The organism is Clostridium pasteurianum (assembly GCF_001705235.1).
Classification (GTDB): Bacteria; Bacillota; Clostridia; order Clostridiales; family Clostridiaceae; genus Clostridium_S; species Clostridium_S pasteurianum_A.
This window is the reverse complement of sequence record NZ_MCGV01000001.1, coordinates 1,044,997-1,060,906: the sequence shown is the minus strand read 5'-3', so window position 1 is coordinate 1,060,906 and position 15,910 is coordinate 1,044,997. Positions and strand designations below refer to the sequence as shown.

Annotated in this window: 5 protein-coding genes and 2 pseudogenes; 4 read left to right on the top strand and 3 right to left on the bottom strand. The window is 30.5% G+C overall.

All coding sequences use genetic code 11. The annotated features are described in order from the left end of the window. The first annotated feature begins 52 nt into the window (after positions 1 to 52). The 3 genes from BEE63_RS04710 (at position 53) to BEE63_RS04700 (ending at position 4,070) form a co-directional block, all read left to right on the top strand. Positions 53 to 1,420: a sugar porter family MFS transporter gene (locus tag BEE63_RS04710; protein ID WP_066020278.1), complete on the top strand. Its 1,368-nt coding sequence runs from the start codon at positions 53 to 55 to the stop codon at positions 1,418 to 1,420. Between the two features lie 106 nt (positions 1,421 to 1,526). Further along, entirely contained in the window at positions 1,527 to 2,993 is a 1,467-nt protein-coding gene (araA, locus tag BEE63_RS04705; RefSeq protein ID WP_066020277.1) for an L-arabinose isomerase, read from the top strand. A gap of 54 nt (positions 2,994 to 3,047) precedes the next feature. Continuing rightward, positions 3,048 to 4,070: an aldose epimerase family protein gene (locus BEE63_RS04700; RefSeq protein ID WP_066020276.1), complete on the top strand. Its 1,023-nt coding sequence runs from the start codon at positions 3,048 to 3,050 to the stop codon at positions 4,068 to 4,070. Positions 4,071 to 4,153: 83 nt separating this feature from the next. On the opposite strand, the pseudogene BEE63_RS21360 reads toward BEE63_RS04700, so the two are convergent. The 3 genes and pseudogenes from BEE63_RS21360 to BEE63_RS22525 all read right to left on the bottom strand — a co-directional run. Further along, positions 4,154 to 4,237, bottom strand: a pseudogene (locus BEE63_RS21360) (transposase); the annotation flags it as partial. 161 nt (positions 4,238 to 4,398) lie between these two features. Continuing rightward, positions 4,399 to 4,572: a hypothetical protein gene (locus BEE63_RS21590; protein WP_157797098.1), complete on the bottom strand. Its 174-nt coding sequence runs from the start codon at positions 4,570 to 4,572 to the stop codon at positions 4,399 to 4,401. Next, complete coding sequence (locus tag BEE63_RS22525) at positions 4,557 to 4,640, bottom strand: hypothetical protein (RefSeq protein WP_431732485.1); 84 nt, start codon at positions 4,638 to 4,640, stop codon at positions 4,557 to 4,559. Before BEE63_RS22525 ends, BEE63_RS21590 begins: the two co-directional genes overlap by 16 nt. A 407-nt stretch (positions 4,641 to 5,047) precedes the next feature. On the opposite strand from BEE63_RS22525, the pseudogene BEE63_RS22090 reads away from it, so the two are divergent. Beyond that, positions 5,048 to 15,907: pseudogene (locus BEE63_RS22090) on the top strand (amino acid adenylation domain-containing protein); the annotation flags it as partial. Positions 15,908 to 15,910 lie beyond the last annotated feature (3 nt).

Below are 15,910 nucleotides of genomic sequence, written 5' to 3'. Positions count from 1 at the left end.
AAAACGTTTTTGAAATAATGTTTAGTTTTAATAAATTAAGGAGGAAATTAAAATGAATAAAAAAATATCTCCAGCATTGGTTTACTTTTTTGGGGCCTTCGGAGGGTTTATGTTTGGCTATGATATTGGAATAATTAATGGAGCTTTGCCTGGAATTAAGGCAACATGGAACATTAATGCTTGGCTTGAAGGTGCAATTACTTCTGGATTGTTTGTAGGAGCTATGATAGGTGCTTCTTTAATGGCTTCTTTAGCAGATCGTTTTGGACGTCGTAGAATGATTAAGTGGAGTGCAATTGTATTTGCAATTGGTGCTTTAGGTTCAGCTGTTTCTAAAAATACAAGTTTTTTAATTTGTGCTCGTGTTGTTTTAGGAGTAGCCGTAGGTGGTGCTTCAGCTTTAGTTCCAATGTATATGGGTGAAATTAGTCCTGCTGAGACACGTGGAAAGCTATCAGGTTTAAATCAGTTAATGATAACTATAGGAATGCTTATCGCATATGGTGTAAATTATGCATTTGCTAATGCTTTTCAAGGATGGAGATACATGCTTGGTGGTGCGATGGTACCAGCCATAGTACTATTCCTCGGAACATTTGTATTACCAGAATCACCAAGATTTTTAGTTAGAGTTGGTAAAAATGAATTAGCAAAGAAAGTTCTTCAATCAATGCGTACTCCTGAAGAAGCTGAAAGTGAGTATCAAGAAATTATTAATTCAAAACATTCTGATTCAGGTTCGTTTAAGGACTTATTTGGAAAAGCAGCATTTCCTGCTGTAGTTGCAGGCTGTGGGCTAACTTTATTACAACAAATTCAAGGTGCAAATACTATATTTTATTATTCATCACAAATATTAGAAAAAGTTTTTGGATCAGCAATTGGTGGAGTTGTTAGTACAATTGGTATTGGCGTTGTTTTTGTAATAGCAACAGCTATAACACTATTAGTAGTAGATAAATTTAAGCGTCGTACCTTATTTATGACAGGATCAATTGGAATGGGTGCATCACTATTATTGGTCGGATTAATTTATCCTTCTGCTCAGGCTAATCATGTATGGGCAACTTGGACTGTATTTTTCTTTATTTGTTTATACGTTGTTTTCTATGCATATTCATGGGCAGCTGTTACTTGGATTGTAGTTGGGGAACTATTCCCAAGCAATGTTAGAGGAATTGCTACTGGTATTGCATCAACAGTTAACTGGTTTGGCAATATTTTAGTTGCATTATTCTTCCCAGTATTACTTCAAACAGTAGGTTTATCCGTAATTTTCTTTGGATTTGCTGCAATTTGTGTATTAGGATTTTTATTTGCTAAATATGTTCTTTATGAAACAAAGGGTAAATCATTGGAAGAAATTGAAACTTACTTATATAATCGTTCTATTGGAAAAGTTAGTGGTTTAAATGATTAATATGTAATCTTATTCTATAAATAAATCAATTGATTTCAGGATACGTTGATTTATTTATAGAAATTTAAGTAATAAATAAAATTAAAATAGATAGGGGAGATATATGATGTTAAAAAATGAAAAAATGGAATTCTGGTTTGTAGTAGGAAGTCAACATTTATACGGAGAAGAAGCATTAGCAAAGGTAAGAGAGGATTCTGAGGCAATTGTTGATGAATTAAATAAGAGTGCAAATTTGCCTTATCCAATAGTTTTTAAATCTTTAGCAACATCTGCTGATAAAATAACAAAGATAATGAAAGAAGTAAACTACAGAGATGAAGTAGCAGGAGTTATAACATGGATGCACACATTCTCTCCAGCAAAAATGTGGATAGCAGGAACAAAACTTTTACAAAAACCACTTTTACATTTTGCAACTCAATATAATGAAAATATTCCATGGAAAACAATAGATATGGATTATATGAATTTACATCAGAGTGCTCATGGAGACAGAGAATATGGATTTATAAATGCCAGGCTTAAGAAGCATAATAAAATCATAGTAGGATACTGGAAAGATAAAAAAGTTCAAAAAGAAGTTTCAGACTGGATGAAGGTAGCAGCAGGATATATCGCAAGTCAGAGCATAAAGGTAGCACGATTTGGTGATAACATGAGAAATGTTGCAGTTACAGAAGGAGATAAGATAGAAGCACAAATTCAGTTTGGATGGACAGTAGATTACTATGGTATAGGTGATCTTGTTGCTGAAATTGATAAAGTTAAAGAAGCTGAAGTAAATAAGACTTATGAAGAATTTAAGAAAATATATATATTAGATCCAGGTGAAAATGATCCAAAATTCTATGAAAAGCAAGTTAAGGAGCAAATAAGAATAGAAAAAGGATTAAGAAGTTTCTTAGAAAAGGGAAATTATAATGCATTTACAACGAACTTTGAAGATCTTTATGGAATGAAGCAGCTTCCAGGACTTGCAGTGCAGAGATTAAATGCAGAAGGATATGGATTTGCAGGAGAAGGAGACTGGAAGACAGCAGCGTTAAGCAGAATGATAAAGGTTATGACAAACAATACAAAGACTGGATTCATGGAAGATTACACATACGAATTGAGCGAAGGAAATGAAAAGATTCTAGGAGCACATATGCTTGAAGTTGATCCAACATTTGCATCAGACAAGCCAAAGGTTGTTGTTAAACCACTAGGAATTGGAGATAAAGAAGATCCAGCACGTTTGATATTCAATGGATCTACAGGCAAAGGAGTAGTAGTAACAATGCTTGATTTAGGCACACATTATCGTATGCTTATAAAGGAAATAACAGCAGTAAAACCAGATGAGGATATGCCAAACTTACCAGTTGCAAAAATGGTATGGAAACCAGAACCAAACTTCCTTGATGGAGTTAGATCATGGATTTATGCAGGTGGAGGACATCATACAGTTCTTTCGTTAGCATTGACAGTAGATCAGATATATGATTGGAGCAGAATGGTAGGATTAGAAACTGTTATTATCGACCATAATACCAAATTAAGAGATGTAATTGAGGAAACAACTAAATAAAAATTACTGTATTAACAACAAAATTTTAAATTAGTAATAAAGGTGGAGAGAAATGTGATTAAAAAGAAAATTTGTGGATATGTTAAAGAAAATCCTGTTTATAAGTATACTGTAAGCAACAAAAATGGTATGGAGTTTTCTTGCATTTCTCATGGAGCTGCTTTAACAGAAATTTATGTTTTAGATAAAAATAAAAAAAAGGTAAATGTATTACTTGGTTTTGATAAGTTAGATAATTATTTAGAAGATGCAAAAATGTTTGCCGGTAAAGCTATAGGACGTGTTGCAGGTCGTATAGACAAAGGTGAGTTTGAAATAGGTGAAAAGAAGTGCAAATTAGAGCCAAATGAAGGCAATAATGTACTTCATGGTGGAAAGTATGCTTTTAATACATTTTTGTGGGAAAGTGAAATTTCAGAACATGATAATAGCGTTACTTTCTATAAAACAATTGAAGAAGGCAAGGGAGGATTTTTAGGAAAATTAAAGGCTAAAATAATTTATTCTTTAAATGATGATAATGATTTAAATATCGATTTTAGAGGATACTCTGATGTGGATACTTTGTTTAATCCAACAGTGCATTCATATTTTAACCTGAGTGGAAATTTAGATAATTTACTTAAAAATCATACTCTTAAGATTAATGCTGATTATGTTGCGAAAACCAGGGAAGACAATGTACCAACAGGTGAGCTTGAAAAAGTTGATGGAACGGTTTTTGATTTTCGTGAACCTAGAGATTTAATGGATGCAATAAATCATGTAAAAAAAGAATGTAATGTTGAAGGAATAGATCATCCATTTAAACTTAATGCAAAAAATGCAGTTACTTTAGCTAACAGTGATACAGGAATAAAGCTTAATATAGAGTCAAATCGTAACTCTATAATTGTATATACGCTGAATTTCCCGTGTGAAGATTTTGAAGTTCAGGGAAAGAAGATACCACAATATGGAGCAATTGCATTGGAACCACAAACACTTCCAGATGCAATTAATCATAGTGATTTTGGTGATATTGTTCTGCCAGCTAATAAAGAAAAAATTTATAACATTAAATATCATTTTGAATAAATAAAGTGTGTCAGCACTTTCGTGTAAACTTCACAAAAAAATATTTTTTTAATCAATAGGTTGGAAAGAAAGCAAACTTTCCAGCCTTTATTTTTAAGTTCATTAAGAACTAACAGCCAATATTTTGATGATTCGGCTGGACCAATCCAAATCCCAAGCACATCTTTATTACGCTTTTAAATGATTCTAATACTTCAAATATGCTATTTAATAATGGAAGCATTTCTATTAGTTTGGCTAGTTGAGTTTTTTCTAAACCATTGATATCAGTTAAAGGCTTGTAAAATAATGAAATTATTTTCTGCCTTTGAATTTTTCAGTGAAATAATCATTTTTGAATTTCTTTGTTTGAAAATCCTTGTGAAGATAAATCTTTCACTGCATATATTATTTCCCATTTCGTATCAAATCTATATTTTTCTCTAAGCGCAACAATATCAACACCATTGTTATATGGTATCTCTACAGTATTTCTCATTAGTGATTTTATAATTTTAGCCATGCTATGACGTCTTCTTTATCACTAGATTCAATCATATCTATAATATGGTGTGTATGGATGTCTATCATAATTGTTCCGTATCTGTGTCTTTTCTTTAAAACGAAATCGTCTATACATACTTCAAATACTGTAGATTTATCTATTTGAACAGGTATGTCCTTTTTTAGATATTCCCAACGGTACTTTTACTAACATTAGCAACATTTCTTTTCAATAGTTTCGAAGAAACTACTGTACTAACATTTGATAAATTAGTAAAAAATAAAATCTTCTAATCTAGTTATTCTCTTTAATTTTGTTGACTATTTTTAATATGATTAATTTTAAATAAGTATAAGTAAAAATATTTACACTAGTTTATTTCAAATAACTTCAATAAAATCAATTAACTTTACTATATAGACATTATGTACTATAATGGTAAATATGTAATAACTCATTAAAAAATAACATAAGAGATTAAAATTAGAAGAAAATGAAAACGTTTAGGAGATATTTTGCCATAATCAAATTATTATCGTGTAAATTAGACAATGGGGGTATACAAAAAATGTTAAAAGAGCAATTAGACAATCAAGAAGTGGAAAAGTATCCTTTAACATCATATCAAAAGGATGTATGGACCGAACAATGTTTATATAAAAATAAGCCAATATACAATATTGGCGGTTATGCTGATATTAAGGGTAACATTAATTATTTAAGTTTCCAAAAGGCTGTACAAAAACTCATTGGAGATAATGATAGTTTAAGAATTAGAATAGAGGAACATGATGGTAAACCATTTCAGAAAATATTGAAAAAAATAGAATATAAGGTGCCATTTTATGATTTTTCATCAAAAGAGTATTCTGAAAAGTTTTCATTAGAATGGATGCAAGAAGAATTTTTAAAACCATTTGATTTCAATAGTAATGATAATCTATTTGAAATTGTACTTATTAAAGTAGATGAAAATAGATATTTTTATTTTTCTAGGGTGCATCACATAATATCAGATGGATGGGGACATTCGATTATAGTTAGAGAATTAGTTAGTAATTACAATGAAATAGATAATTCTCAAAATGAGATAGAAAAACATTCTTACTTGGAATTTATAAGAGATAATGAATCGTATAGAGAATCGGATAAGTATTTGAAGGATAGAGAATTTTGGAAAGATAAATTTAAATGTATTCCTCAAAATATATTTGTTAGAAATATTAAAAGTAATAAACTGGCATTTAGTAATAGAGAAAGTGTAATAATAAAGAGAAATATATATAATCAAATAATAGAATACTGCACCAAGGAAAAATGTTCTGTATTTCATTTTTTTCTTGGTGTATTAAGTACATATTTTGCAAGAGTTTCTAATTCAAAAGAGGTAGTAATTGGAGTTCCTATATTAAATAGAAGAAAAGCTAGCCATAAGCAAATAGTAGGTCATTTTGCCAATGTTATACCTTTAAAGATAGAAGTATCAAAAGAAAAGAATTTTTCGGAATTAATGAATGAAATAAAGATGGAGCTAAAGGCATGCTATAGACACCAAAAGCTCTCTTTTGGAGAAATTTACACAAGTATTTCTAAAGATAGAGATCAGAAATTGTTTGATATAACCTTATCTTATGAAAATCATAACTATGCAGCAGTTTTTAATGGAACAAAAACAGATATAAAAACATTAAGTAATATGCATGAAAGAAATGCTTTAGCTGTATTTATTCGAGAATTTGATGAGGATAAGGATGTTGAAATTAATTTTGATTATGCCATTGATGCATTTGAAAAATTCATACCAATAGAAAATGTTGTTACTAATATAAAACATTTAGTTGAAAATATTATAAAAGACAGTGACAAAAATATTAATGATATAGATGTAGTTACAGACAGAGAAAAGCACAGATTATTAGTAGAATTTAATGATACAAAGGCAGATTACCCAAGGAATAAAATGATAAATGAATTATTTGAGAAGTATGCAGAAAAGACACCGGATGATATTGCAGTTGTATATGAAGATAAAAAGATGAGCTATAAAGAGCTAAATGAAAGGGCGAACTCTTTAGCAAGGGCCTTAAGAGAAAAGGGAGTAGGTAAAGATGTAATAGTAGGAATGCTTGTAGAGAGATCTGTCAACATGATAGTAGGAATAATGGGTATTTTGAAGGCAGGAGGAGCATATATGCCAATAGACCCCGACTATCCAGAGGACAGAATAGAATATACCCTTGAAAATAGTAAAGCAACAATAGTATTAACTCAGGATAAATTTAAAAATAAAATAAAAAATAAAGATATAAAAATATGTGACATAAATAATGAAGAGTTTTATAAGTACAGAAGTACTAATCTAGGTAAAACGGCAGATTCAAATAGCTTAGCGTATATAATATACACATCAGGAACAACGGGAAAACCTAAGGGTGTTATGATAGAGCATAACAATGTGGTTAGACTTATGTTTAATGATAAAATGCCATTTGATTTTAGTAACAAAGATATATGGACAATGTTCCATTCATACTGCTTTGATTTTTCAGTATGGGAAATGTATGGAGCTTTACTTTACGGTGGAAGGCTAATAGTAGTGCCTAAGATAGTAGCTAAAGATTCTGAGAAATATTTAGAGCTACTGAAAAAAGAAAAGGTAACAGTATTAAATCAAACACCATCAGCATTTTATAATTTAATGAACATAGAAGCAAATAGTGACTAGAGAAAGTTAAATTTAAGATATATTATATTTGGAGGAGAAGCTTTAAATCCTCAAAAGCTAAGTAAATGGAAACAAAAATATCAAGAAACAAAAATTATCAATATGTATGGAATAACGGAGACAACAGTTCACGTAACCTTTAAAGAAATAACAAGTGAAGATATAGAAAAGGGAGTAAGCAATATAGGAAAGCCGATTCCAACGCTAACGACATATGTAATGAATGAAAATTTAAAAATTCAGCCAATAGGCATTGCAGGAGAATTATGTGTTGGAGGAGATGGTGTAGCGAGAGGATATTTAAATAACGAAAAGCTAACAGCAGAAAGATTTGTTAAGAATCCATACAACCCAAAAGAGAAAATATATAGATCAGGAGATTTAGTTAGAGTATTGCCTGATGGGAATATGGAGTATCTAGGGAGAATAGATCATCAGGTTAAAATAAGAGGCTTTAGGATAGAGCTTGGAGAAATCGAAAATAGATTATCAAAAATAGAAGGAATAAAGGAAACAGTAGTTTTAGCAAAAGGGGAAGTAGGAAGTAAGTACCTATGTTCGTACTATGTAGGAGAAAAAGAATACACCGTAGGTGAATTAAGAGAAGAGCTAAAAAAATCTCTACCAGATTACATGGTTCCAGCATACTTTATAAAACTAGAAAGCATGCCATTAACACCAAATGGTAAAGTGGATAGAAGAGTATTACCAGAGCCACAGGGAAAAATCAACACAGGAGCAGAGTACGAAGCACCAAGAAATGAGTTAGAAGAGAAGTTAGTAGAGATATGGCAGGACGTATTAGGTGTAACTAATATAGGAATAAATGATGACTTCTTTGAATTGGGTGGACATTCGTTAAATGCAACAACTTTAATAGGCAGAATTTATAAAAAATTGAATGTAGAAATACCGCTAAGAGAAATATTTAGCAAAGGGAGTATTAAAGGATTAAGTGAGTATATAGAGGCTATTAGTAAAAAAGAATATGAAGAAATAGAAAGAGTAAATGAAAAACAGTATTATGAAGCCTCATCAGCTCAAAAGAGAACATATATGCTTCAAGAGATTGATAAGGACAGTACTGTATACAATATGCCTGGAGCTTTAGAGATAGAGGGTATGTTTGAAATAGATAGAATGCAGGAAGCCTTTATAAAGTTAATAAATAGGCATGAGACATTAAGGACAAGCTTTTACACTAAAGATGATAAGATAGTGCAAAGAATTAATAAAGCTAATGAAATACAATTTGAAATAGAGAAAATAGAAATAAAAAATGAAGAAGAAGTGAAAGAAAAGTTTGAAGAATTTATAAGACCGTTTGATTTAGAAAAAGCACCATTATTAAGGGTAGGAATTATAAAATTAGAAAAAGAAAGACATATTATGTTTTTTGATATGCACCATATAGTATCAGACGGAGTCTCAATAGCTATACTAACAAGGGAAATTAGCGACTTATATGCAGAAAAGGATTTAGGAGAATTAAAGATACAATATAAGGATTATTCTGCATGGCAGTTAAAGAAGAATGAAAGTGAAGAATTAAAAAAACAGGAACAATATTGGTTAAAGGAATTTAGTGACGAAGTACCAGTATTAAGCTTACCTACAGATTATAAAAGACCAAAAGTTAAAGACTTCAAGGGTAGAAGTATAAATTTTGTTTTAGATAAGAAAACAACTGAAAAATTAAGAAAGATAGCTAAAGAAACTGGAAGTACTATGTACATGGTACTATTAGCAAATATAAATATACTATTATCAAAATATAGCGGACAAGAAGATATAGTAGTTGGAAGTCCAATAGCTGGTAGAAATCACGCAGACCTAGAAAACTTAATAGGTATGTTCGTAAATACTTTGGCAATAAGAAGTACTGTAAATAATGATTTAGGCTTTAGGGATTATTTAAAAATAGTAAGAAATAAGGCTTTAAAAGCATACGAAAATCAAGATTATCAGTTTGAAAAAATTGTAGACAAAATAGATATAGATAGAGATTTAGGAAGAAATCCTTTATTTGATGTTATGTTTATTTTGGACAATATGGAAGAATACAAAATAGAAATAGAGAATAGTATTTTTAAGCCATATAAATTAACTGGAAGCATAGAAAAATTTGATATTACAATTGATGCAAGAGAAGTCAAAGAGGAAATTTGTTTTAATTTGAGTTACGCAACTAGCTTGTATAAATATGAAACTATCAAAAGAATGATAAATCATTTTTTAAATATAGTGAAAGAAACGACAAGCAATGAAGAAATTAAGATTAAGGATATAGAAATACTAAGCGAAGAAGAACGCAGTATACTAGAAAAGTTCAATAATACGGAAGGAGAATATCCAGAAGGTAAGGTAGTAAGTGAACTCTTCGAAATGCAGGTGGAAAAGACTCCAGACAACATTGCAGTAGTATATGAAAACCAGAGTCTAACTTACAAAGAGCTAAATGAAAGAGCTAATTCATTAGGAAGAACACTAACGAAAAAAGGCGTAGGAGCGGACTCAATAGTAGGAATAATGGTGAAGCGTTCCTTAGAAATGATAGTAGGAATAATGGGTATATTAAAAGCAGGGGGAGCATATATGCCAATAGACCCAGAATATCCAGATGACAGAATAGAATATATGCTAGAAAACAGTGAAACAAAGCTAGTATTAGTAGAAAACAAGTTTAAAGACAGAATAAATAAAAATAACGTAGAAGTATGCAGCTTAAATGATGAAGAATTATACAAAGAAAGTAATGCTAACTTAGGTAAAACAGCTAGTGCGGAAAATTTAGCATATGTAATATATACATCAGGAACAACTGGAAAGCCTAAGGGAGTTATGATAGAGCATAAAGGAATAGTAAATAGAATTAATTGGATGCAGAAAAAATATAACATAAGCAGCAAAGATGTAATATTACAAAAGACAACATATACATTTGATGTATCAGTATGGGAAATATTGTGGTGGTCATTTGTTGGAGCTCAGGTTAGGATGCTGGTGCCAGGAGGAGAAAAAGATCCAAGAGAAATAACAAAGAGTATAAAAGAAGGAAAGATTACAGTTCTTCACTTTGTTCCATCAATGCTGAATGTTTTTATGGACTATGTAATATCAGAAGATAAAGTGGAAGATATAGAAAGCCTAGAGAAGGTATTTACAAGTGGAGAAGCGTTAAAAGTAGAACAAGCCAACATATTTAACGAAGAAATAGGAAGAGTAAATAACACAAGGCTAATAAATTTATACGGACCAACAGAAGCTTCAGTAGATGTAACCTACTACGAATGTAGGGAAAAAGAAGAGATGATACCAATAGGAAAACCTATTGATAATACAAAAATATATATAGTTGATAAGAATAATAAAATGCTCCCAATAGGAGTAGCAGGAGAGTTGTGTATAAGTGGCTGCGGAGTAGCTAGAGGATACTTAAATAACGAAAAGTTAACTAATGAAAAATTTGCACAGAATCCATATGAGCCGGGAGAAAAAATGTACAGAACAGGAGATCTAGCAAGATGGCTTCCAGATGGGAACATAGAGTATTTAGGAAGAATAGACCATCAAGTTAAGATACGTGGTTTTAGAATAGAGCTTGGAGAAATAGAAAGTAATATATTAAAACTAGAAGGAATAAAAGAAACAATAGTTTTAGCAAGAGACGGGGCAGTAAATAAATATCTATGTGCATATTATGTTGGAGAAAAAGAGTACAGTGTAGGAGAGTTTAGAGAAGAATTAAAAAAATCTATGCCAGACTACATGGTGCCATCATACTTTATAAAACTAGAAAGTATGCCATTAACATTAAACGGAAAAATAAATAGAAAAGCACTACCAGAGCCACAAGGTAAAATTGATACAGGAGCAGAATATGAGGCTCCAAGAAATGAAATAGAACAAAAACTTGTACAAATATGGGAAGACGTATTGGGAGTACAGGATATAGGAATAAATGATGACTTTTTCAGTTTAGGTGGAGATTCCATAAAATCAATACAGGTAATATCAAGAGCTAAAGCAAAAGGATATTATTTTGAGGTTAAGGATGTATTCAACAATTCAAATATAAAAGCTTTAAGTAAGTGCGTAAAGAAAAATGCTGTAACAATAAGCCAAGATGAAGTAGTTGGAGAAGTAGAATTAACTCCTATACAAAAATGGTTTTTTGAAATGAATTTTGAAGAAGAACATCATTTGAATCAATCAGTAATGCTGTTTAGTAAAGATGGGTTTGAAAAGGAAGCATTAGAAAAAGCATTTGAAGCTATAATTATTCACCACGATGCATTGAGAATGGTGTATAAGAAAGAAAATGGTGAAGTACATCAAATTAATAGAGGGACAAGTGAAAAGTTATACGATTTAAATGTATATGAAGGTTTAAATGAGAAAGAAATAACAGAAAAGTGTGATGAAATTCAAGGTGGTATTAATCTGCATGATGGACCTCTTGTGAAATTAGGCTTATTTAAAACCTATGAAGGAGACCATTTACTAGTAGCAATACACCATTTAGTTATAGATGGGGTTTCATGGAGAATATTATTTGAAGATTTATCAAGGGCATATGAAATGACCAAAAACGGAGAAGATATAATACTTCAAGATAAAACAACATCATTTAAAGAGTGGGCAGTAGAGCAGAAGAAATATGCTGACAGCTACAGTATAAGAAAACAATTAGAATATTGGAATGGCATAGACAAATATGAGATAAGGAAACTTCCAAAGGACAAAGAGGCAGCTGTATCTAGGATTAAAGATTTAAGAAGTGTAGGATTTAACCTTACAAAAGAGGAAACGGAGAAATTATTAAAACATGTAAATAAGGCATATAACACAGAAATAGAGGATTTGCTATTAACAGCTTTGGCATTAACAATAAGTAAATGGACAGGCGAGGGAAATATATTAGTAAATTTGGAATCTCATGGTAGAGAAGAAATTATAAAAAATGTGGATATAACCAGAACAGTAGGCTGGTTTACTTCGCAATATCCAGTAGTATTGAATAGTAATAGCGATGATTTAGAAACTATAATAAAGAATATAAAGGATTCTTTAAGGAGAGTACCTGATAAAGGAATTGAATATGGCATAATTAAATATCTTTCTAATAATCAAATTAATGATAAGTTGAAACCAGAAATATGCTTTAACTATTTGGGACAATTTGATGAAGATATAAATAATAATATTTTTAAGGTATCATCGTTAAGTAGTGGAAATTCAATTGGTTTAAAAAATAAAAGCTTATATTTATTAGAATTTTCAGCAATACTTATAGATAAAAATATGAATTTAAAGTTAAAGTATAACACTGAGGAGTATAATGATGAGACAATTAAAGCATTAATTAATGATTATAAAGATAATCTTACGAAAATTATTAAACATTGTATGGGTAAGGATAAAACGGAAAAAACAGCAGCAGATGTAACAAAGGAGAATATAAACTTACAGCAATTAAAACCATATTTAAAAGATATAGACAACATCAAAAATATATATCCTTTGACACCAATGCAAGAAGGAATGCTATATCATACACTTGCTGACGATAAGCCGGAATTATATAATGAACAATTAGCAATAAAAATAAAGGGACACTTAGATATAGATTTATTAAAGCAGAGTTTCAATAGGTTAGTACAAAGGCATGATGTATTAAGAACCACTTTTGACTACGAAAATTTTAATAAGAATATGCAAATTGTATTTAGAGAGAGAACAAGTTATGTTGAATATAAGGATGTAAGCAAAGAAAAATTTGATAAAGAGCTTTATATTAAAAACATAATGAGTGAGAATAGAAAAAAGGGTTTTAACTTAAGTAAAGATGCGCTTATAAAATTAATAATAGTTAAAATTGAAAGAAACTCATATAGCTTAATACTTAACAATCATCATATTATAATGGACGGTTGGTGTTTAAATATAATAATGATGGAATTATTTAAGGTATATAATGAGCTAAAATACGGCTATAAAGCAGCTCTTAAAGATGTAGTGCCATATTCAGAGTATATAGAATGGCTTAATAATAGAGATGAGAAAGCAGCAAAAGAATATTGGAAAAACTATCTTTTAGATTATAATGAAGCAACACTATTACCATTTCAAAATAATAAAGTTAAAGGGGAATATAAGGATGCCCAAGTTGATTTTGTAATAGAAGAAGATGTAACGAAAAAGCTTCAAACAATAGCTAGAAATAATAAGGTTACAATTAATACAATATTGCAGAGTATATGGTCGTTATTGCTTCAAAAGTATAATAACAGCAGTGATTCTGTATTTGGATATGTAGTATCGGGAAGAAATCCTGAAGTTAAAGGTATAGAAAATATGCTTGGTCTATTTATAAATACTGTGCCTTTAAGAGTTAAAACAAAGGAAGATATGACTTTTAAGGAACTGTTAGCTAATGTAAATAAATCATTTATAGAAAGTAGCAAATACGACTTCTATTCTTTAGCAAATACACAAGCACTAAGTCAAATTGGCAAAAAATTGATAAACAATATAATGATATTTGAAAATTATCCGGTTGATAGTGAAGGTATAAATAATGAAATTTTAGCTAAGAATGATTTACAAATAATTGGTTTCAAATCGGAAGAACAAACTAATTATAATTTTAACGTGATAGTATCTTATCAAGATAATATTTCAATAAAATTTAATTTTAATGAATCGTTATATTCAGAGAATAATGTAATAAAAATCAAAGAGCATTTTGAAAATTTAGTAAAGCAAATTATAGAAAATGAAGAAGTGCTAGTTAAAGATATAGAAATAATAAATGAAGAAGAAAAGCACAGATTATTAGTAGAATTTAATGATACAAAGGCAGATTATCCAAGGAATAAAACGATAAATGAATTATTTGAGAAGCATGCAGAAAAGACACCGGATGATATTGCAGTTGTATATGAAGATAAAAAGATGAGCTATAAAGAGCTAAATGAAAGGGCGAACTCTTTAGCAAGGGCCTTAAGAGAAAAGGGAGTAGGTAAAGATGTAATAGTAGGAATGCTTGTAGAGAGATCTGTCAACATGATAGTAGGAATAATGGGTATTTTGAAGGCAGGAGGAGCATATATGCCAATAGACCCCGACTATCCAGAGGACAGAATAGAATATACCCTTGAAAATAGTAAAGCAACAATAGTATTAACTCAGGATAAATTTAAAAATAAAATAAAAAATAAAGATATAAAAATATGTGACATAAATAATGAAGAGTTTTATAAGTACAGAAGTACTAATCTAGGTAAAACGGCAGATTCAAATAGCTTAGCGTATATAATATACACATCAGGAACAACGGGAAAACCTAAGGGTGTTATGATAGAGCATAACAATGTGGTTAGACTTATGTTTAATGATAAAATGCCATTTGATTTTAGTAACAAAGATATATGGACAATGTTCCATTCATACTGCTTTGATTTTTCAGTATGGGAAATGTATGGAGCTTTACTTTACGGTGGAAGGCTAATAGTAGTGCCTAAGATAGTAGCTAAAGATTCTGAGAAATATTTAGATCTACTGAAAAAAGAAAAGGTAACAGTATTAAATCAAACACCATCAGCATTTTATAATTTAATGAATGTAGAAGCAAACAGTGACGGGAGAAAGTTAAATTTAAGATATATTATATTTGGAGGAGAAGCTTTAAATCCTCAAAAGCTAAGTAAATGGAAACAAAAATATCAAGAAACAAAAATTATCAATATGTATGGAATAACGGAGACAACAGTTCACGTAACCTTTAAAGAAATAACAAGTGAAGATATAGAAAAGGGAGTAAGCAATATAGGAAAGCCGATTCCAACGCTAACGACATATGTAATGAATGAAGATTTAAAAATTCAGCCAATAGGCATTGCAGGAGAATTATGTGTTGGAGGAGATGGTGTAGCGAGAGGATATTTAAATAACGAAAAGCTAACAGCAGAAAGATTTGTTAAGAATCCATACAACCCAAAAGAGAAAATATATAGATCAGGAGATTTAGTTAGAGTATTGCCTGATGGGAATATGGAGTATCTAGGGAGAATAGATCATCAGGTTAAAATAAGAGGCTTTAGGATAGAGCTTGGAGAAATCGAAAATAGATTATCAAAAATAGAAGGAATAAAGGAAACAGTAGTTTTAGCAAAAGGGGAAGTAGGAAGTAAGTACCTATGTGCGTACTATGTAGGAGAAGAAGAATACACCGTAGGTGAATTAAGAGAAGAGCTAAAAAAATCTCTACCAGATTACATGGTTCCAGCATACTTTATAAAACTAGAAAGCATGCCATTAACACCAAATGGTAAAGTGGATAGAAGAGTATTACCAGAACCACAGGGAAAAATCAACACAGGAGCAGAGTACGAAGCACCAAGAAATGAGTTAGAAGAGAAGTTAGTAGAGATATGGCAGGACGTATTAGGCTTAACTAATATAGGAATAAATGATAACTTCTTTGAATTAGGGGGACATTCGTTAAATGCAACGACTTTAACAGGGAGGATTTCCAAGGTATTAAATGTAGAAGTGCCACTAAAGGAAATCTTCAGTAACGGAAACATAAAGGGACTCAGCAAATATATAGCAACTATTAGCAGCAAG